The 19683-nt window shown below is 77.9% G+C and carries 17 protein-coding genes and 2 pseudogenes; 3 read left to right on the top strand and 16 right to left on the bottom strand.

Annotated elements, in window-relative coordinates:
- Positions 1-27: 27 nt before the first annotated feature.
- The 4 genes from ACGF7U_RS20810 to ACGF7U_RS20795 form a co-directional block, all read right to left on the bottom strand.
- Positions 28-1137 carry a nucleotide disphospho-sugar-binding domain-containing protein gene (locus tag ACGF7U_RS20810; RefSeq protein WP_393108933.1) on the bottom strand — a complete coding sequence of 370 codons (1110 nt, stop codon included), beginning with the start codon at positions 1135-1137 and terminating at the stop codon, positions 28-30.
- Positions 1138-1263: 126 nt separating this feature from the next.
- Positions 1264-1644 (bottom strand): hydroxyphenylacetyl-CoA thioesterase PaaI, encoded by a 381-nt coding sequence (gene paaI / locus ACGF7U_RS20805; RefSeq protein WP_393109218.1) that lies wholly within the window; start codon positions 1642-1644, stop codon positions 1264-1266.
- A 28-nt stretch (positions 1645-1672) separates the two neighbouring features.
- The gene (gene paaK / locus ACGF7U_RS20800) at positions 1673-2980 is read right to left on the bottom strand and encodes a phenylacetate--CoA ligase PaaK (protein ID WP_393108931.1); all 1308 of its coding nucleotides are present in this window, start codon (positions 2978-2980) and stop codon (positions 1673-1675) included.
- 214 nt (positions 2981-3194) lie between these two features.
- Positions 3195-3635 carry a DUF6766 family protein gene (locus ACGF7U_RS20795; protein WP_393108929.1) on the bottom strand — a complete coding sequence of 147 codons (441 nt, stop codon included), beginning with the start codon at positions 3633-3635 and terminating at the stop codon, positions 3195-3197.
- 197 nt (positions 3636-3832) lie between these two features.
- Between ACGF7U_RS20795 and ACGF7U_RS20790 the strand changes: the two genes are divergently transcribed.
- The 3 genes from ACGF7U_RS20790 to crcB all read left to right on the top strand — a co-directional run bounded on the left by ACGF7U_RS20790 (position 3833) and on the right by crcB (position 5540).
- On the top strand, positions 3833-4591 hold the full coding sequence (locus ACGF7U_RS20790; RefSeq protein ID WP_393108927.1) for a class I SAM-dependent methyltransferase: 759 nt from the start codon (positions 3833-3835) through the stop codon (positions 4589-4591).
- Between the two features lie 104 nt (positions 4592-4695).
- Positions 4696-5181 (top strand): fluoride efflux transporter FluC, encoded by a 486-nt coding sequence (locus ACGF7U_RS20785; protein ID WP_393108925.1) that lies wholly within the window; start codon positions 4696-4698, stop codon positions 5179-5181.
- Complete coding sequence (gene crcB / locus ACGF7U_RS20780) at positions 5178-5540, top strand: fluoride efflux transporter CrcB (protein WP_393108923.1); 363 nt, start codon at positions 5178-5180, stop codon at positions 5538-5540. Before ACGF7U_RS20785 ends, crcB begins: the two co-directional genes overlap by 4 nt.
- Positions 5541-5682: 142 nt before the next feature.
- Here the strand turns inward: crcB and cobA are convergent, their stop codons facing one another.
- The 12 genes and pseudogenes from cobA to ACGF7U_RS20720 all read right to left on the bottom strand — a co-directional run.
- A complete protein-coding gene (cobA, locus tag ACGF7U_RS20775) occupies positions 5683-7404 on the bottom strand; it encodes a uroporphyrinogen-III C-methyltransferase (protein ID WP_393108921.1) in 1722 nt (573 codons plus the stop codon).
- The gene (locus ACGF7U_RS20770; protein WP_393108919.1) at positions 7401-7991 is read right to left on the bottom strand and encodes a precorrin-8X methylmutase; all 591 of its coding nucleotides are present in this window, start codon (positions 7989-7991) and stop codon (positions 7401-7403) included. The genes cobA and ACGF7U_RS20770 overlap by 4 nt, the downstream gene beginning before the upstream one ends.
- Positions 7988-8980 carry a HoxN/HupN/NixA family nickel/cobalt transporter gene (locus ACGF7U_RS20765; RefSeq protein ID WP_393109216.1) on the bottom strand — a complete coding sequence of 331 codons (993 nt, stop codon included), beginning with the start codon at positions 8978-8980 and terminating at the stop codon, positions 7988-7990. Before ACGF7U_RS20765 ends, ACGF7U_RS20770 begins: the two co-directional genes overlap by 4 nt.
- Positions 8981-9043: 63 nt before the next feature.
- Positions 9044-9267 (bottom strand): annotated as a pseudogene (locus ACGF7U_RS20760) (4Fe-4S binding protein); the annotation flags it as partial.
- Positions 9255-11003 (bottom strand): precorrin-3B C(17)-methyltransferase, encoded by a 1749-nt coding sequence (gene cobJ, locus ACGF7U_RS20755; RefSeq protein WP_393109214.1) that lies wholly within the window; start codon positions 11001-11003, stop codon positions 9255-9257. The pseudogene ACGF7U_RS20760 and the gene cobJ, both read right to left, overlap by 13 nt.
- 206 nt (positions 11004-11209) lie before the next feature.
- Complete coding sequence (gene cbiE, locus ACGF7U_RS20750; protein ID WP_393108917.1) at positions 11210-12481, bottom strand: precorrin-6y C5,15-methyltransferase (decarboxylating) subunit CbiE; 1272 nt, start codon at positions 12479-12481, stop codon at positions 11210-11212.
- Positions 12478-13623, bottom strand: coding sequence for a cobalt-precorrin-5B (C(1))-methyltransferase (locus ACGF7U_RS20745; RefSeq protein ID WP_393108915.1), 1146 nt, complete (start codon positions 13621-13623; stop codon positions 12478-12480). Before ACGF7U_RS20745 ends, cbiE begins: the two co-directional genes overlap by 4 nt.
- Positions 13620-14501, bottom strand: a complete 882-nt coding sequence (gene cobM, locus ACGF7U_RS20740; RefSeq protein WP_393108913.1) for a precorrin-4 C(11)-methyltransferase — start codon at positions 14499-14501, stop codon at positions 13620-13622. Before cobM ends, ACGF7U_RS20745 begins: the two co-directional genes overlap by 4 nt.
- The gene (gene cobI, locus ACGF7U_RS20735; protein ID WP_393108911.1) at positions 14498-15262 is read right to left on the bottom strand and encodes a precorrin-2 C(20)-methyltransferase; all 765 of its coding nucleotides are present in this window, start codon (positions 15260-15262) and stop codon (positions 14498-14500) included. Before cobI ends, cobM begins: the two co-directional genes overlap by 4 nt.
- Positions 15259-16722, bottom strand: coding sequence for a cobyrinate a,c-diamide synthase (locus ACGF7U_RS20730; protein ID WP_393108909.1), 1464 nt, complete (start codon positions 16720-16722; stop codon positions 15259-15261). The genes cobI and ACGF7U_RS20730 overlap by 4 nt, the downstream gene beginning before the upstream one ends.
- Positions 16716-17327: a cob(I)yrinic acid a,c-diamide adenosyltransferase gene (cobO, locus tag ACGF7U_RS20725; protein WP_091095266.1), complete on the bottom strand. Its 612-nt coding sequence runs from the start codon at positions 17325-17327 to the stop codon at positions 16716-16718. The genes ACGF7U_RS20730 and cobO overlap by 7 nt, the downstream gene beginning before the upstream one ends.
- Positions 17328-17503: 176 nt before the next feature.
- A pseudogene (locus ACGF7U_RS20720) lies at positions 17504-19657 on the bottom strand (VWA domain-containing protein); the annotation flags it as partial.
- Positions 19658-19683: the final 26 nt, after the last annotated feature.

Raw genomic sequence — 19683 nt, 5'->3', positions numbered from 1 at the left:
GGCCGCCGCGCGGGCGCGGATCCGGCGTCAGCGCAGCGACTCCAGCCGCCGCACCAGGTCCTCCGGCCCCGGCATGGCGGCGATCTCGGCGCTGACCTCGCGGGCCGCGTCGCGCAGCGCCGGGTCGTCGACGAGCCGGCTCAGCGTGTCGGCGGTGATGCCGCGCGCCGGCACCGCGAGGCCGGCGCCCCGCGCGGCCACCAGCTCGGCGTTGTGCCGCCGGTCGCCGGGCCCGACGGTCGCCAGTTGCGGCACCCCCGCGATCAGGGCGGTGAGGACGCTGCCCGCGCCGCCGTGGTGGACCAGCGCCGCGCTCGCCGGCAGCGCCTCGGGCAGCGGGATCCAGTCGACGGTGCGCACGTTGCCGGGCAGCGCCCGGCGGGCCAGCCGCGCGTCCGGGCGGACCAGGACGAACTCGGCGTCGACCCGGTCGGCGGCGGCGACGACCGCCGGCATCGGCCCGGCGCTGCCGGGGCCGGCGACGGTGCTGCGGCTGACCAGCACCCGCGGGCGCCGCCCCGGCTCGCGCAGCCAGTCGGGCAGCTCGCCGCCGCCGGCGTCGGCGGCGTAGCGCATGGGCCAGCCGTCCTGGTGCAGCAGGCTGGGTGGCGCGACGGCGATCGCGGCGGCCGGGGGCGGCAGCTCCGCCAGGCCGTGCCGGCGCAGGGCCGCGCCCAGCCGCGCGAGGGTGGCCCGGACCAGCTCCCGGCCGTCGAAGAGGGAGTTCTCCTGGCGTACGGCGGGCACGCCACGCTTCGCCGCCGCGAGCGCCCCGGCCACCGCGAACGGCTCGTGGATCACCAGATCGGGCTTCCACTCCTCGGCGACGGCGACGACCCCGTCGGCGATCTGGTCGTTGACCGCGCCGAAGAGCAGCCCGGCGCCCCGGGTGCCGCCGGTGCCGGCCAGCTCGGCGCGGGCGATCAGCGGGTGGCGCAGCATCATCCCGCGGGCGATCCGTCCGAAGTCGAACGCGGGCGCGACGTCGCGCACCGGCAGCCCGGACCGCTCCGCCCGCAGGGCGTCGGCGGCGGTGGCGACGAGCACCTCGTGCCCGCCGTCGCGCAGCGCGCCGGCCAGCGGCAGCAAGGGAAGGACGTGCCCGATCAACGGCGCGGAGACCACCAGCACTCGCACGTTTCGATCTTAGCCGCGCCGGGTCGGCCGGTGGGCAGGCCGACGGGCCGGCTGGCCGGTGGGTGGTGGGCCGGCTGGCGGATGGCTGGCCGGCGGGTGGTGGTGCCGACCGGACCGATCCCCTGCTCAGTCTGCGGTCGTGGGCAGGGCGCGGCTGCGGCCACGGAACTCGGCGACCACCTCGCCGCCGTCGCGGGTGACGGTGACGTCGTAGATGCCGCTGCGCCCGTACCGGGTGCGCTCGGTGGCGTAAGCGGTCAGCAGATCGCCCTCGCGGGCGGGCCGGACGAAGGTGATCTCGCCGCCCGCGGCGACGGTGACCGGCCCGTGGCTGTTGCAGGCGAGCGCGAAGGCGGTGTCGGCGAGCAGGAAGACGAAGCCGCCGTGGGCGATGGCGTGGCCGTTGACCATCGCGCCGGTCACCCGCATCCGGGCCACCGCCGTCCCCCCGGCGGCGTCGACCAGCTCGATGCCGAGCCCCCTGGACGCCACGTCGGCGTCGAACATGTCGTACGCGGCGTTGCGCCCGGCCACCTCAGCCGCCCCGCCGCTGGTCGACGATCCGCCGCATCTTGCCCACCGACCGCTCCACCCCGTCGGGGGCGATCACCTCGACCGCCACGCTCACTCCGATCGTGTTCTTGACCAGCCCGACCAGCGCGACGCCGGCCCGCTCCGCGGCCTCGGCGGCCACCCCCGGCCGCCGCTCCACGCGGACGGTCAGCGTGTCCATCCGGCCCTGCCGCCCGAGGACGCACTGGAAGTGCGGCGACAGCTGCGGCGTGCGCAGGATCAGCTCCTCGATCTGGGTGGGGAAGACGTTCACCCCGCGCACGATCATCATGTCGTCGCTGCGCCCGGTGATCTTCTCGATCCGTCGCATCGGGCGGGCGGTGCCGGGCAGCAGCCGGGTCAGGTCGCGGGTCCGGTAGCGGACGACCGGCATCGCCTCCCGCGTCAGCGAGGTGAGTACCAGCTCGCCGCGCTCGCCGTCGGGCAGCACCTCGCCGGTGACCGGGTCGACGATCTCCGGATAGAAGTGGTCCTCCCACAGGTGCAGCCCGTCCTTGGTCTCCACGCACTCGTTGGCCACGCCCGGGCCCATCACCTCGGACAGGCCGTAGATGTCGACGGCGTGCATGTCGAGGCGCTGCTCCAGCTCCCGGCGCATGTCCTCGGTCCACGGCTCCGCGCCGAAGATCCCCACCTGGAGCGAGGTGCGGCGCGGGTCGACGCCCTGCCGTTCCAGCTCGTCGACGATCGCGAGCAGGTAGCTGGGGGTGACCATGATGACGTCGGGCTCGAAGTCCCGGATCAGCATCGCCTGGCGTTCGGTCATCCCGCCGGAGACGGGGATGACGGTGCAGCCCAGCTCCTCCGCGCCGTAGTGCGCGCCGAGCCCGCCGGTGAACAGCCCGTAGCCGTACGCGACGTGCACCCGGTCGCCGGGGCGGCCGCCGGCGGCCCGGATCGACCGGGCCATCAGCCGGGCCCAGGTCCTCAGGTCCTCGGCGGTGTAGCCGACCACGGTCGGCCGGCCGGTGGTGCCGGAGGAGGCGTGCAGCCGGGCGATCCGCTCGCGCGGCACGGCGAACATGCCGAACGGGTAGTTCTCCCGCAGCTCCGCCTTGCCGGTGAACGGGAAGCGGGCCAGGTCGGCCAGGTCCCGGCAGTCGTCGGGGTGCACCCCGGCGGCGTCGAAGGCCTTCCGGTAGTGCGGGACGTTGTCGTACGCGTGCCGCAGCGACCATCGCAGCCGCTCCCGCTGCACCGCGCGCAGCTCGTCGACGCTCGCCCGCTCGATCGGCTCCAGCTCCTCGGGGCGCGGGGCGCGGTCCTGCATCGGTGCCTCCTGCACGTCACGGTGGCGCGGCGGCGGGAGCAGGTACGGACACCGTCGGGTCGCCCCGGAGCCGGGCCGCCCCGGCCGCCGATCTTGGTACGGTACGCCGACCGGCCGCACCGCACCACCGGCGGGCCGGACGCTCGGCGGCTCCGGCGCTCAGCCGGTGCGCGGCGTCGCGCCGGGCGTGACGCGCTCCCCGGTCACCGGCACGTCACGGGTTCTCCGGGTCCAGGTTGCGCTCGCGCAGCAGCGCGTCCAGCTTGGCCTCGATCCGCTCGTCGGACTCCCGCGACTGGGAGGAGCCCCAGTAGTAGAACAGGGCCAGGCCCGCCGCCTGCCAGATCAGCTGGAGGAACTCGGACTGCCAGTTCTCGAAGGTGGACGCGAGGAACTGCGGCAGGAACTCGGCCCAGGCGAAGGACTGGCCGTGCTGGCTGGCCTCGTTGCTCTCCACCGTCGCCTGGAAGACGAACTGGCCGATCCAGGAGACCAGGAACAGCGCCCCGGTCACCAACGCGAAGGCGTACGCCTTGGGCCACCTCGGCTTGCGGAACGGCGGCCCCCCGGCTCGCCCGGCCCGGCCGGGCGAGCGCCGGCCGTTCGATGCGGACCCGGACGGACGCGTACTCGACGCCGTCGTCGTGTCGGCCATCGCGATCCCCCTCTCGACGAATCCCCTGGTGAGGCTTATGCCCCCGGTCGATCGGGACGAAACGGCGGCCCGGCGTGGCGGGCCGGCGTGGCGGGCCGGGACACCGGGCGCAGCCCGAAACTGCCACAGCATCGCAGTTGCAAAATAGTGGCAACAAGCTCTGGACGCGGCCCGTTCGCGTAACTAGCCTGATCGGCATGAGTCCTTACATCACCGATACGGCGGCCTGGCAGGAGAGCTGGGACCGCCAGCAGGAGGCGTACCTGCCGGACCGGGAGCACCGGTTCACCGCGATGCTCGACGCCGTCGACGCGGTCCGCGACGGCGACCGGCTCCGGCTGCTCGACCTGGCCGGCGGCACGGGCAGCATCGCCGACCGGACGCTGCGCCGCTTCCCCGACGCCGAGGTGACGCTCGTGGACCTCGACCCGGCCCTGCTCGCCCTCGCCCGCGCCTCCCTCGGCGACCGGGTCACCGTCGTCACCGCCGACCTCGGCCGGCCCGACTGGCAGACCGCGCTCCCCCACCGCGACTACGACGCCGTGCTCACCGCCACCGCGCTGCACTGGCTGCCGGCGGAGCGGCTCAGCCGGCTCTACGCCGAGCTGCGCGACCTGCTGCGCCCCGGCGGGATCCTCGTCAACGCCGACCACATGCCGGACGACGCGCTGCCGCAGCTCAGCAAGCGCCTGCTCGACCGGGCCCGCGACCGCCGGTCGGCCCGGTACGCCGCCGGAGCCGCCCTGTCCTGGGCGGAGTGGTGGGAGCGGGCGGCGGCCGACCCGACGCTGGGCCCGCTCGTCGCGCAGCGGCACGCCATCTACCCGACCGGGCACAGTCCGGAGTGGATCCCGCCGGTGTTCTGGCACCTGTCCGCGCTGGCCGCCGCCGGCTTCGCCGAGGTGGGCACGGTGTGGCGGGGCGGCACCGACGCCGCCGTCGCCGGGGTGCGCTGACGGCGTCCGGGCCACCGGGACGCCCGGACGCCCGCCGCGGGCGGGCACTAGGCTGACGACCACGCACCGACGGTCCCCGCCCGTGGCACCGGCGGGGAGGAGAGATGTCCGGACCGGACCCGCGCGTCGACCCCGACGTCGACCTGAGCGTCCCCGCCGACCGGGGCGAGCTGGCCGCCCGCCCCGGGGCGGTGCTCGGCGCCGTCGCCGCCGGCGGCGCGCTCGGCGCCCTGGCCCGGGCCGCCCTCCAGCACGCCCTGCCGCACGGCCCCACCGACTTCCCGTGGGCCACCTTCGGCGTCAACCTGACCGGGTGCCTCCTGATCGGCGTCCTGATGGCGGCGCTCGGGAGGGCCGGTGGCGGTCGGCCGCTGCTGCGCCCGTTCCTCGGCGTGGGGGTGCTCGGCGGCTACACCACCTTCTCGACGTACGCGGTAGACGTCCACCGGGCGCTCGCCGCCGGCGCCCCGGCCGTGGCCCTGGGCTACCTGGCCGCGACGCTGCTGGGCGCGCTGGCGGCGGTCTGGCTCGGCGACGCGCTCGCCGGCCGGCTGCTCGGCCGGGCGGCGGACGGCGGGGGCGGGCGATGACCGTGCTGCTGATCGCGGTCGGCGCGGCCCTCGGCGCGCCGCTGCGCTATCTCACCGACCGGGCCGTGCAGGCGCGGCTCGGGTCGGCCTTCCCGTGGGGCACGCTGACCGTCAACGCACTCGGGTCGCTGCTGCTCGGCCTCCTGGTCGGGCTGCCGGTCGGTCCGGCCGCCGGCGCGCTGCTCGGCACCGGCTTCTGCGGCGCGCTGACCACGTACTCCACCTTCGGCTACGAGACGCTGCGGCTGGCCCGGCGGGGCCGGCGGCTCCTCGCCCTGGCCAACGCGTTGGCAAGCGTGGCCGCCGGGCTCGCCGCCGCCGGCGCCGGCTTCGCCCTGGCCCGGGCAGTGGCCGGCTGACCGGCGGCGCCCGCATCACCTGCCCCGGTCGCCTACGGGCCGGCGGGCCTCGCCCCGGCACCGACCGGCCGACCCGGCGTCGCTGCGCCGTCCGCCCGGGTGACCGGCGGGGGCGGTCGCACCGGCGCCCCCGCCGGTCGGCTCAGGCGGGCGCGGCCGGGGCGGCCAGCGCGACCACCGGGCCGAGCACGAAGACGGCCGGCGGGCCGATCCCCTCCCGGGCCGCGACCGCGCCGATCTCGTCCAGCCGGGCGGTCACCGTACGCTGCCCGGGGTGCCCGGCGTCCTGCACCGCGAGGACCGGGGTGTCCGGGGCACGGCCGTGCTCGACAAGCGCCGTCGCGATCTTGCCGACCGTGTCCACGGCCATCAGCAGCACCACCGTGCCCCGGGCCCGGCCCAGCGCCGCCCAGTCGACAAGCGAGTCCGGGTGCCCGGGCGGCAGGTGCCCGGAGACGACGGTGACGTCGTGCGCGACGCCCCGGTGGGTGACCGGCACCCCGGCCAGGGCCGCGGCGGCGACCGCGCTGGTCACTCCCGGGACCACGGTCACCTCCACCCCGGCCGCCGCGCAGGCCTGGACCTCCTCGTGGCCGCGCCCGAAGACGTACGGGTCGCCGCCCTTGAGCCGGACCACCCGCCGGCCCGCGCGGGCGTGCGCGACGAGGGCGGCGTTGATGGCGTCCTGCCCCATCGACGGCCCACGGGGCACCTTCGCCGCGTCGATTACCTCCACCCCGGGGCGCAGCCCGGCGAGCAGCCCGCGCGGGGCGAGCCGGTCGACCACCACCACGTCCGCCTCGTCGAGCAGCGCCCTGCCCCGTACGGTGATGAGATCCTCGGGTCCGGGCCCCCCGCCGACCACCACGACGTGCCCCCGGCGCGGACCCCCGCCGTCGTGCCGGTGCCGGCCGTGGCCGTGCTGGCCGTGGTCGTGCTGGCCGTGGTCGTGCTGGCCGTGGTCGTGCTGGCCGTGGTGGTGGTCGTGGTGATGGTGGCCGTGGCCGTCGACCGGGTCGTCGGGGTGGTCGTGCGGGGTCTGCGGCCGGCCCACCTTGTCGGCGAAGCCCGGCATCAGGACCCGGTACGCGCAGGTGTCGCAGTTCATCCGGATGTCGCCGCCGCGCGCCTCGGCGTGCCGCTCGAGGACGAGGTCGGCGAGGGCGTCGCAGTCGCCGATCAGGTCGGCGACCCGCACGTCCAGGTCCGGGTGGGCGGCGGCGAAGTCGGCCGACTGGGCGACGATGCGGTCGGGCAGCACCCCGGCGAAGAGGAAGTACGGCGCGACGACGATCCGCCGCGCGCCCAACCGGCGCAGCCGGTCCAGCACCGCCGGCACCGACGGCTCCGCCAGGGAGATGAAGCCGGGCTCCACGCCGGCGTAGCCGCGCCCCTCCCAGAGCAGCCGGGCCACCTTCGCGACCTCGGCGTTGGCGTCCGGGTCGGTGGAGCCGCGCCCGATCAGCGCCACCCAGGTGCCGGCCCGGTCGTCACCGCCCAGCGCGGCATCGATGCGCTGCTCCAGGGCGGTGTGCAGCAGCGGGTGCGGGCCCAGCGGCCGGCCGTAGACGTAGCTGAGCCCGGGGTGGCGCTGCCGTTCGCGGGCCAGCGCGGCCGGGATGTCGCCCTTGCCGTGCCCGGCGGCGGTCAGCACCAGCGGCAGCGCGACCAGCGACCGGTGGCCCCGGTCGACGAGCGCGCCGACCGCGTCGGTCAGCGGCGGCCGGGACAGCTCGATGAAGCCGCCCTCGACGTCGCCGAGGGTGCCGGCGGCGCGGCGGCGGACCCGCTCGACGAACGCGACGAACTGGTCGACCCCGGCCGCGCTGCGCGTGCCGTGCCCGACGATGACCAGAGCGGTCACTGCTCCTCCTCCACGTACAGCAGGGCGTTGAGGGCGGCGGCGGCGACCGCCGAGCCGCCCTTCTCGCCCCGGTTGGACACCCCGGGCAGGCCGCTGGCCCGCAGCGCCGCCTTCGACTCGGCGGCGCCCACGAAGCCCACCGGCAGCCCGACGACCAGCGCCGGCCGGGCGTCCAGGGTGATCAGTTCCTCCAGCGCGGTCGGCGCGCAGCCGACCACCCACACCGCGCCGGGGCCGACCCGGTCCAGGGCGATCCGCACCGCCGCCGCCGACCGGGTGATCCCGGCCGCGCGGGCCAGGTCGGCGGCGGCCGGCTCGGCGACCGGGCAGACCGTCTCGCGCCCGGTTATGCCGGCGGCCACCATCGCCACGTCGGTGACCACCGGCACGCCGGCGCGCAGGGCGGCCAGCCCGCCGGCCAGGGCCGCCTCGTCGCAGACCAGGTCGGTGACGTAATCGAGGTCGGCGCTGGCGTGCACCACCCGCTCGGTGACGGCGCGGGTCAGCGGCGGCAGGTGCGCGAGGTCCACGCGGGAGCGCAGGATCCGGTACGACTCCCGCTCGATGGGGTGCACGACCCGGGTCACGGCCGCACCGCCCCGGCGCCGTAGCGCTCGTCGTAGCGGCGCAGCTTCCACAGCGCCACCGCGCCGACCCAGGCGAGCACGAAGAGGGCCACGACGGCGTACCCGAGCTGCTCGAAGTGGTCGGCGAACCCCGCGTACCCCGCCAGCGCCGACACCCCGAGGTGGTCGACCAGCAGGCCGGCGGCGTAGACGCTGGCGACGAGGCCACCGACCAGCACGGTCACCGCCGTGGTGGCCAGGTTGTAGTAGAGCCGCCGGGCCGGGTGCCGGTACGCCCACGAGTAGGCGCGGCTCATCAGCAGGCTGTCGGCGGTGTCCATGGCGGACATGCCGGCGGCGAAGAGCAGCGGCAGGGTGAGCAGGGCGAGCACGGGCAGCCCGCCGGCGGCGGCGGTGCTGGCCGACAGGGCGAGCAGGGTCACCTCGCTGGCGGTCTCCAGGCCGAGGCCGAAGAGGAACCCGACCGGCGCCATGTGCCAGGAGGAACGCACCAGCGCGCGGGCCCGGGAGCCGAGCACGCGCTGCACCAGCCCCCGGTTGAGCAGGTGCAGGTCCAGCTCGTGCTCGTCGAGGTCGCCGTGGCGCAGGCGGCGCCACAGCCGCGCCAGGCCCGCCAGCACCGCCGCGTTGAGCACCGCGACGAGGGCGAGGAAGATCGTGGCGGTGAGGACCGCGACGGTGGCGCCCACCTCGCGCGCGTCGGCCAGGCCGGGGCCGGCGAGGTTGGCCGAGGCGAGGCCGACCACCAGGGCCAGCAGCAGCACCACCCCGCTGTGCCCGAGGGCGAAGAAGAAGCCGACCCCGACCGGGCGCCGCCCGCGCAGCAGCATCAGCCGGGTGGTGTCGTCGATCGCCGCGATGTGGTCGGCGTCGAAGGCGTGCCGCACGCCGAGCAGGTACGCCAGCGTGCCGGCCCCGGCGAGGCCGCCGGCCGCGGCGGGCTGGTTGTTCCAGTACAGGTAGAGACTCCAGCCGGCGACGTGCAGCACGGCGACGGCGAGCACGATGCCGCCGAGGCGTACCCGTTCGGCGCGGCTCCACCGGCCGGCCGGAGGTGCGGCGTTGACCGCGGTCGAACTCATCGGCTTCCTCCACGTTCGTCGGTGCCCGTGGCGCGGATCGCGTCCACGGGGCAGATCTCCAGGCATTCGAGGCAGCCGGTGCAGCGGTCGTCGCGGACGGCGAGGCCGCCGGGCGTCGGCCGGATGGCGTGTGTCGGGCAGGTGAGCAGGCACGCGCCGCAGCCCTGGCAGGCGCCGATCGTCACCGCCGCCACCGGTACCCCCGCGGGGTGACCATCCGGCCGGCGACGATCCGGGTCTGGCTGCTGCCCACCACCACGACGCTGTACATGTCGACCAGCGCGGGGTCGAGATCGGCGAGGGTGGCCAGGTGCACCCGTTCGTCGGGGCGGCTGGCGTTGCGCACCACCCCGACCGGGGTGTCCGCCGGCCGGTGCGCGGCGAAGACCCCCAGCGCCGCGCCGAGCTGCCAGTCGCGGGCACGGCTGCGCGGGTTGTAGAGCAGCGCCACGAAGTCGCCCTCGGCGGCGGCGGCCACCCGGCGGGCGATGACCTCCCACGGGGTGTGCAGGTCGGACAGGCTCAGGTAGGCGTGGTCGTGGCCGAGCGGCGCGCCGAGCAGGGCGCCGGCGGCCAGCGCGGCGGTCACCCCGGGCACCCCCACCACGTCGATCCGCTCGTCGGCGTACTCCAGGGCGGGGCTGGCCATCGCGTACACGCCGGCGTCGCCGGAGCCGACCAGCGCGACGGCGTGGCCGGCGGTGGCCTCGGCGACGGCGGCGCGGGCCCGTTCCTCCTCCGCGCCGAGCCCGCTGGCGAGCACCCGGGTGCCGGGGCGCAGCAGGTCACGGACCTGGTCGACGTACTGGTCGAGGCCGACGACCACGGCGGCGCGGCGCAGTTCGGTCACCGCGCGGGCGGTGCGCAGGTCGGGCGCGCCGGGGCCGAGGCCGACGATCGCGAGCCGGCCGCGCGGGGCGTGCCGGGCGACGGCGACGGTGGCCATGGCGGTCGCGGTCTTCGGCACCAGCAGCTCGGCGTCGCCGCCGAGCAGCGCCGCCGCCTCGGCGACGCTGGGGGTGCCGACGGCGGCGCGGACCACCTCGCTGGGGTGCGGCACGTCGACCGCCGCCAGCTGCGCCGCCGGATGCGTCACCAGGGGTACGCCGAGCGCGTCGGCGGTCGCCCGGATGCCCGCCTCGTCGGCCTTGATGTCGGCGCTGGCCAGGTGCCGCAGGCTCGCCGGGCTGAGCCCCGCCTCGGCGAGCACCCGGTCCAGCAGGCCGCGCACCTCGGCGGCGGGCACGCCCCGGCTGGCCCCGACCCCGGCGACCAGCGACGGGGGCCGCAGCACGGCCGTCCGGGCGTCGAGCGGCACGAGCCGGTCGGTGACCAGCAGCCGGTACCCGCCGCCGGCCGGCGGTCCGGCTGCTCCGGCGCCAGCCTCGACACGTGGTCCGGCCGAGGTCGGGCCGGCCGGTTCCCCGGCCCCGGGCGGGGCGACCGGGGCGGCGGGCGCGGTCGGCTCGGGCGCCGGGGCGGGGCGCACGTTGTCGGGCAGGGCGGGCAGCGGCCAGGCGGCGTCGGCGACCAGCGTGACCGGCTCGCCGTCGAGGATGGCGCGGCTGACGGCGGCCACCGCGCCCTCGACGGGCCAGCCGAGGGTGTCCAGGCCGGGAAGGCCCGCCGCGTCGGTGGCGGTGGTGACCACCGGCCGCGCGTCGAGCAGCGCACCGACCCGCGCGGCGAGGTCGTTCGCGCCCCCGGCGTGCCCGCCGAGCAGCGCGACCGCGTGCCGGGCGGCCTCGTCGACCACCACCACGGCCGGATCGGTGTGCTTGTCGCCGAGCAGCGGCGCGAGGATACGCACCACCGCCCCGGTGGCCAGGAAGGCCACCACCGCGTCGCAGCCGGCCCAGGCCGCGCGCAGCGCGTCCGCGACGGTGTCCGCCGTGACGAGGCGGGCGTGCGGCCAGGCGTCGGCGAGGATGCGGGCGTGCCGCCGCCCGGCGGCGGTGGCGGCGACGAGCCCGACGGTGGCCGCGTCCCCGCCGGGCGGCGTCGGCCCGGCCTCGCCCGGGGGCGTCGTCGCCGGGGCGGGCCGTGGTGAGGGCGTCGTCGTCGCCGAGCCGGGGTGTCCGGCGGCGCCGGAGCCGGCCCGGAGGGCCGGCTGGTCCGTGGCGGTGGGCGGGTGGTTCACGAGCGCTCCCCGGTGAGGACGACCACCGGGTTGGTGGCCGCGAGTCGGATGGACCCGCCGGGCAGGTCGGCGAGGCGGGCGGCGGAGAGTTGGACGCCCTCCACGGCGTAGCCGGCGGCGCGCAGCAGCCGGACCGCCGGGGCGACCCGGTCGACGGCGGCGAGGGTGGCCACGACCCGCTCCGGCCGGCGCTGCGCCACGGCGGCGAGCACGTCGGCGCCGCCGCCCCCCACGAAGACGGCGTCCGGATCGGGCAGCCCGGTCAGCGCGGCGGGGGCGGCCCCGACGACCATCCGGACGTCGACGCCGTGCCGGGTGGCGTTGGCGCGCACCGGCGCCGCCGGGTCGCGGTCGACGGCGACCACGGCCGCGCCGAGCAGGGCGCACTCGATGCCGACCGAGCCGCTTCCCGCGCCGACGTCCCAGACCAGCCGGCCGAGGCGGGGGCGCAGCCGGGCGACGGCGAGGGCGCGTACCTCCGACTTGGTGATCATGGAGTCGCGGTACGCGTAGGCGGCCTCGGGCAGCGCCCAGCCGCCGGCCGGGGCGGCGGCCGGCTGGTTGTCCGCCCGCATCCCGGCCGCGCCGGGCTCGCCGGCGAGGCTGAGCAGCACGTGCGGGTCGGCCCAGTCGCGGGCGGCGGCCGCCTCGGGGGTGGTCTCGGTGAGCCGTTCGGCGTCGGTGCCGAGGTGCTCGGCGACCACCAGCCGGCGGGTCCAGCCGACCAGGCCGGCGCCCAGCTCGGCGGCCCCGGCCCCGGGGGCGGTGAGCACGGCGACGGCGGGCAGCGCCCGGCAGGCGTTCAGCGCCGGTCGGGGGTCCCGGCCGTGCGCGGTGACCACGGCCGCGCCGTCCCAGGGCAGCCCGGCGCGGGCGAACGCGGCGGCGACGCTGGAGACCGCCGGCAGCACCCGCAGCGGCAGCCCGGCCGCCCGCAGCCGCCGGACGACGCCGAACAGCCCGGGATCCCCGCTGGCCAGCACCACGGCGTCCGCGCCGGCGGCGACGGCGGCGGCCAGCCGGTCCAGCGCCGGCGCGAGCGGCCCGAGGGCGACGGTCTCGGCGTCGGCCGGCAGACGTACGGCGGCCAGGTGCCGGGCCGCGCCGACCACCAGCCGGGCCCCGGCGAGCACGGGCGCGGCGGCGGGGTGCGGCGGCCCGCCGGCGGCGTCGATCCCGACCACGGTCACCGCCGGCCCGGCGTCCACGGCGGACAGGTCCCCGGTCACCGCCGGCCCGGTGCCCCCGGCCGGCTGGTCGCCGGTCACGCCGCCCACCGGCCCGAGGACGCGACCACCCGGTCCCCGGCGAAGTCGACCATCGCGACGTCGACGGTGACCGCGCCGCCGGCGAACCGGAGCAGCACCTGCCGCACCCGGCGGCAGAGCAGGTCGCCTGCGGTGCCGAGCAGCCCGGCGGCCTCCCACAGCTCGTACGCGTGCCGCCCGGTGTTCGCCGCGGTCACCGCCGCCACCAGGTCGGGCCCGCCGCCCGCCTCGGCGGTGACCTCCCCGAGCAGGGACAGGTCCACCTTGGACCGGGTGTAGTGGGTCATCAGGATGCCGGCGGCGAGCTTGGCCAGCTTGCCGGCCATCCCGACGAAGACCACGCTGGTCATCTCGTCGCCGACGGCGGCGGTGACCGCCGCGCCGGTGAAGTCGCCGACCTCGACGAAGCACACCTCGGGCAGCTCCGGCAGGAGCGCGCGGGCGGCCCGCTCGGTGCGCCCGCCGGTGCACAGCACCACGGTCCGCTCCCCCTGCGCGGCCATCACGTGCACCGCCTGCACCACGCTGGCCCGCCAGGAGGCGGTGGAGAACGGGCGGACGATGCCGGTGGTGCCGAGGATGGAGATGCCGCCGACGATGCCGAGCCGCCGGTTGGTGGTCTTGCGGGCCATGATCTCGCCGCGCGGCACGCTCACCACCACCCGGACGCCCACCTCGGCCAGGTCGACCACCTCGGCGACAGCCTGGCCGATCATCCGGCGTGGCGTCTCGTTGATCGCCGGTCCGCCGACGGGCAGCCCTAGGCCCGGCTTGGTGACCGTGCCGACGCCCGGCCCGCCGTCGAGCCGCAGCCCCGGCTCGTCCCGCCAGCCGACGGTGACGGTCAGCTCGGCGCCGTGCGTGACGTCCGGGTCGTCGCCGGCATCCTTGACGACGACGGCCTCCGCCGAGGTGCCGGCGTCGACCTCGCAGCGGGCCACCGGGAAGGTGACCCGCCGGCCGGCCGGCAGCCCGATCTCCACCTCCCGCTGCGGCACACCCGTGACCAGGGCGGTCACCGCCGCCTTGGCCGCCGCCGTCGCGCAGGCGCCGGTGGTCCAGCCGGTGCGCAGCGCGGTGGGCCGGACCTTCGCGGTACGCGGCAGGTCCGGCTCGCGCAGCGGCGGCTCGGCGTACGTCATCCGGCGTGCCCGTCCCCCGGTGTCGCGCTGGCGGCCCGGGCGCGGCGCAGGTCGGCACGGGCGGCCGGCTCGGCGCGCCGGAACGTGTGGAAGTGTCCGGGGTGGTAGAGGTGCGAGCGGGTGCCGGCGGCGGCGAGCGCCGGGCCGACCAGGAAGAGGGTGTGCTTCCAGAGCTTGTGCTCCTTGACCGTGGCCTCCAGGTCGCCGAGGGCGCACCGCACCACCAGCTCGTCCGGCCAGGTCGCCTGGTACGCCACCACGACCGGCGTGTCGGGCGGGTACCCGCCGGCCAGCAGCTCGGCCTGCGCCTGCCCGGAGCGGGCGGCGGAGAGGAACAACGCCATCGTGGTGCCGTGCCGGGCGAACTCGCGGACCCGCTCGCCGGGCGGCATCGGCGTCTTCCCGCCCTCCAGCCGGGTCAGGATCACCGACTGGGCGACCTCGGGGATGGTCAGCTCCCGGCCGACGATCGCCGCGACGGCGGTGAACGAGGAGACGCCGGGGACGATCTCCACGGCCAGCCCGAGCGCCCGGCACAGGTCGAGCTGCTCCTGCACCGCGCCCCACAGCGCCGGGTCGCCGGAGTGGATCCGCGCCACGGTCAGCCCGTCGGCGGCGGCCCGCTGGTAGAGCGGCAGCACGCCCTCGATGGGCAGCCGCGACGAGTCGACGATCTCCGCGTCACCGCGGGCGTGGGCGAGCACGTCGGCGTGCACCAGGCTGGCCGCCCAGACCACCACGTCGGCGGCGCCGATCACCCGGGCGGCGCGCAGGGTCAGCAGGTCGGCCGCGCCGGGGCCGGCCCCGACGAACCACACCTTGCCCGTGCTGGTCGGCCCGCCGCCGTCGGCGCGGTCCGCGATCGGCGCGGTGGTCACAGTTTTCCTCCCCTACGGTCCCGGCGGGCCGGGACCAGCAGCGTCGACAGGTACGGCAGGTCGTCGGCGGCGTCGGCGACCGGGCCGATCCGCTCGCCGGGCAGCCCGAGGCCCCGGCCCAGCACGGCGTCGCCGAGGCGGCCCTGCCGGCGCAGCTCGGCGACCAGTTCGGTGTGCCGCCGCCAGCCCTTGTAGGTCACGACGGTGCCGGGGCCGGCGAGCGCGTCGGCGAAGAGCGCCAGCCCGGCGGTGGCCGGCAGCAGGGTCAGCGGCTCCCGGCCCTCGCAGAGCGGCACGCCGCTGCGCGCCGCGAGATCCTGCATCGCGGTGATCCCGGGGACCGTGCGCACCTCGACCGCCGGGCGCAGGGCGCGCACGCTCTGCGCGAGGTAGCCGAAGGTGGAGTAGACGTTCGGGTCGCCGATGGTGGCAAAGACGACCGCGCGGGCGCCCCCGTCGACCGCGTCGACCACCGCTCGGGCGGCGTCGTCCCAGGCGCGTTCCCGGCGGGTGGTCACCCCGCCCCGGTCGTCGAGGGCGAACGGCAGCCGGCGCAGCCGCCCCGGCGCGACGTGCGCGGCCACGGTGGCCTCGGCCCGGCCCGGGGGCGCGTCGCCGTCCGCGGCGAGCCGGTCCAGCACGGGTACGAACACCACGTCGGCCTCGGCCAGCACCCGGACCGCCCGGAGGGTGAGCAGTTCCGGGTCGCCCGGACCGACCCCGACCCCGGTCAGCGTGGCGGCGCCCTCGCGCGCGGTCACCGGCTCGCCGCCTCGACCAGGCGCCGGGCGGCGTGCGGGTGGCCGGCCCAGTGGGTGTGCAGGTAGGAGGCGTGCACCCGGCCGGCGACGAAGCCGTGGTCGGCGCCGTCCCAGCGCCACGCCGGCCGGTCGCCGTGGCCGGGGTCGGTGGCGGTGCGGTGGAACTCGTGGCCGCGTACCGGGTCGCCGGGGCGGTGCAGCGGGGATTCGGTGACGGCGACGGCGTCCCGGTAGCCGAGGGTGAGCCGGTCGGTCATCCGGGCGGTGAGGTCGAGCCGGCCGCACATGGGCACGCCGTCGAGCGACCGGCCGAGGTAGAGCAGGCCGGCGCACTCGGCGACGACCGGACCGTCGAAGTCGGCCAGCTCCGCGCGGAGCGTGGCGTTGTCGGCGAGCTGCGGCGCGTACGCCTCGGGGAAGCCGCCGCCGACGACCACCGCGCGGGTGCCGGCGGGCAGGCCGGGGTCGCGCAGCGGGTCGAAGGGGACGACGGTGGCGCCGGCGGCGGCGAGCAGCTCGGCGGTCTCGGCGTAGGAGAAGGTGAAGGCCGGGCCGCCGGCGACCGCGACCACCGGGCCCTCGGCGCCGGCGGGGCCGCCGACGGCGGCGGCCGGGTCCCAGGCGGGCGCGCGCAGCGGCCCGGCGGTGCGGGCCAGGTCGAGCACCGCGTCGAGGTCCACGGTGGCCGCCACGAGGTCGGCGAGGGCGGCCACGATGGCCAGCGACTCCGGCGCCCGCTCGGCGACCGGCACCAGCCCGAGGTGGCGCGCCGGGGCGGCGACCTCGGCGGCGCGGCTCACCGCCCCGAGCACCGGCACGTCCACCTCGGCGAGGGCGTCGCGCAGCAGCGCCTCGTGCCGGGGCGAGCCGACCCGGTTGAGGATCACCCCGCCGATCCGCACGCCGGGGTCGAACGCGGCCATGCCCAGGGCGAGCGCGGCGGCGGAGCGGCCCTGCGCGGTGGTGTCGAGCACCAGCAGCACCGGCGCGTCGACGAGGCGGGCGACGTGCGCGGTGGAGGCGTACCCGCGGCGGCCGACCGCGCCGTCGTGCAGCCCCATCACCCCCTCGACCACGGCGATGTCGGCGGGCGTCGGGGTGGCGGCGCCGTGCCGCAGCAGCGGCGCGATCCGCTCCTCGCCGACCAGCCACGGGTCGAGGTTGCGGCCGGGTCGGCCGGCGGCGAGCGCGTGGTAGCCGGGGTCGATGTAGTCGGGGCCGACCTTGTGCGGGCTGACGGTCAGGCCGCGGCGGCGCAGCGCGGCGAGCAGTCCGGTGGCGACGGTGGTCTTGCCGTGCCCGCTGGCGGGCGCGGCGACCACCACCCGGGGCAGCGCCCACGGCGCGGCCGGGTCGGCCGGCGGCGCGCCACCGGCCGGACCGGCGGGCGGGTGTCCACCCGGCCCGGTGGGCCCGTCTGGGCGACGCTGGTCGGTACGCCGGGTCGGGCCGGTCACCATTCGATGCCCTTCTGGCCCTTCTGGCCGGCGTCCATCGGGTGCTTGACCTTGGTCAGCTCGGCGACCAGGTCGGCGGCGTCGACCAGGCGCGGGTCGGCGTCCCGGCCGGTGATGACGACGTGCTGGAAGCCGGGGCGGTTCGCCAGGGTGTCGACCACCTCGTCGACGTCCACCCAGCCCCACTTCATCGGGTAGGTGAACTCGTCGAGCACGTACAGGCCGTAACGCTCGGCGGCCAGGTCGCGCTGGATCTGCCGCCAGCCCTCGAGGGCGTCGGCGGCGTGGTCGGCCTCGCCGCCGCGCTGGATCCAGGACCAGCCCTCGCCCATCTTGTGCCAGGCCACCGGGGCGCCCTGCCCGGTGCGCTCGTGCACCTCGCCGAGGGCGCGGAAGGCGTTCTCCTCGCCCACCCGCCACTTGGCGCTCTTGACGAACTGGAACACCCCGATCGGCAGGCCGGCGGTCCAGGCGCGCAGCGCCAGCCCGAACGCGGCGGTCGACTTCCCCTTCATCTGTCCGGTGTGGACCACCAGCAGCGGACGGTTGCGCCGCTGCCGCGTGGTCAACCCGTCGGCGGGCACGTGGGAAGGCTTCCCCTGCGGCATCAGGCAACACTCCTGTTCTGCCCGCCACCGGCGGTGGCGGTCGCGGCGGCGGTGGCGGGGGCAGCGGCGATCTTGGTAGGAGAGGGCCCCCCTGGGGGCCGTCCCTCGCCAAGATCTGCGGCGGACCGGGCGTGCGGGGTGGGACGGGGTCTGGCCGCGGGGGTGGGGCGGCCGGCGGCGAGACCGGTGAGGGGGGCGGTGGCCACCTCGTCGAGGCGGTGGTGGTCGGCGCCGAGCTGGGCGGCGAGGCGGCGGGCCAGGCCGAGGCGGACGGGGCCGCTCTCGCAGTCCACGACGACGCAGGGGGCGCCGGTGGCGGCGAGCACGGCCGCCGCGCGGGCCGCCCGGTCGAGCGGGCGCTCCCCGGCGGTGGCCCGGCCGTCGGTGACGACCAGCACCAGGGGACGGCGGCGGGGGTCGCGCAGCCGCTCCACGCGCAGCAGTTCGGCGGCGGCGAGCAGCCCCTCGGCCAGCGGCGTACGCCCGCCGGTGGGCAGCTCGGCCAGCCTCGTGGAGGCCGCCAGCACCGATGAGGTGGCCGGCAGCAGGGTCTGCGCGGCGGCTCCCCGGAAGGCGACCACCGCGACCTTGTCCCGGCGCTGGTAGGCGTCGGTGAGCAGGGCGAGCACGGCGCCCTTGACGGCGGCCATCCGCGCGCGGGCGCCCATCGAGCCGCTGGCGTCGACCACGAAGAGCACCAGGTTGCCCTCGCGTCCCTCGCGGACGGCCTCGCGGACGTCGTCGGGGCGCAGCCGCAGCGGCCCGGCGACGCGCCCCCGGGCGCCCTGGTGCGGGGCGGCGGCCCGCAGGGTCGCCGGCAGGTGCAGCGCCCCGGCCCGGCCGGCCGGCACCCGCGCCCCGGTGGTGCGGCCCCGCCCGGTGCGGGCGCGGGAGCGCCGGCCGGGCACCCCGTCACCGATCCCCGGCGCGGTGAGCAGCCGCGCCCTCAGCCCCTGCCGGGGTACGGCCACCGGCTGCCCGCCCGCGCCGGGCCGGCCGGGCGCCGGTGCGGTCCGGCCGGTCCCGCCGTCGACGCCGGCGTCGGCCGCCGCGTCGTCGGCCCGGCCGGTTGCCTGGTCGCCGCCGGACCGGTCGGGCCACGTGCTGTCCGACCGGTCGGGCCGGGCGCCGTGGGGCCCGTTGCCCTCAGCCCGGTCCCGGCCGGCGTCGCCGTCGCGCCGGGAACCCGGCCCGTCCGCGTCGCCCGCCGCGTCCGGTCCGGGGCCGCCGTCGTCCCGGGATCCGCCGTCGTCGGGGGCGTTACCGGCGCCACCGGGGCCGCCCTGCGGACCGGGGTCGCGCGGGTCGTCGCCGGGACCGCCGGGACCGCCCGGGTCGTCGTCGGGGTCGTCGTCGCGGGCCCGGTCCAGGGCCTCGTCGAGGCGCTTCTCGTCCAGCCCCGGCGTGTCGAACGGGTCCCGGCGGCGCCGGTGCGGCAGCGCCAGCCGGGCGGCGACCCGGACGTCCTCCACCGTGACCACGTCCCGGCCGTGCCAGGCGGCGTGCGCCAGCGCGGTGCGGGCGGTGACGATGTCGGCGCGCATCCCGTCCACGTCGAACGCGGCGCACACCTCGGCGATCTGGCGCAGCGCGGCGTCGGGCAGCAGCACCCGCTCCAGCCGCTGGCGGGCGGCGGCGACCCGGCGGGCGACCTGCGCGTCGGCGTCGGCCCAGCGGGCGGCGAAGCCGGCCGGGTCGGCGTCGGCGGCGAGCCGGCGGCGGACCACCTCGACGCGTACGGCCGGGTCGCGGCTGGCGCCCACCTCCACGGTGAGCCCGAACCGGTCCAGCAGCTGCGGGCGCAGCTCCCCCTCCTCCGGGTTCATCGTGCCGACCAGCAGGAACCGCGACGCGTGGCTGACCGAGACGCCCTCGCGCTCCACGTGGCAGCGGCCCATCGCGGCCGCGTCGAGGAGCAGGTCGACCAGGTGGTCGTGGAGCAGGTTGACCTCGTCGACGTAGAGCACGCCGCGGTGGGCGGCGGCGAGCAGGCCGGGCTCGAAGGCACGGACGCCCGCGCCGAGCGCCTTCTCCAGGTCGAGCGAGCCGACCACCCGGTCCTCGGCGGCGCCGACCGGCAGTTCCACCAGCCGGGCGGGACGTCGCTCGGCGGCCGGCGCGTCGGGGTGCGGGCCGTCCGGGCAGGACGGGTCGGGGGCGGCGGGGTCGCAGGCGAAGCGGCACCCGGCCACCCGGTCCACGGGCGGCAGCAGCGCGGCCAGGGCCCGTACGGCCGTCGACTTGGCGGTGCCCTTCTCGCCGCGGACGAGCACCCCGCCGATCGCCGGGGAGACCGCGTTGAGCAGCAGGGCGAGCCGCATGTCGTCCATGCCCAGCACGGCGCTGAACGGGTAGG

The sequence above is a fragment of the Micromonospora sp. NPDC047670 genome, from assembly GCF_043204915.1.
GTDB lineage: Bacteria > Actinomycetota > Actinomycetes > Mycobacteriales > Micromonosporaceae > Micromonospora.
Note: the sequence above shows the minus strand (reverse complement) of the source record. Positions and strands in the feature narration are given on the sequence as shown.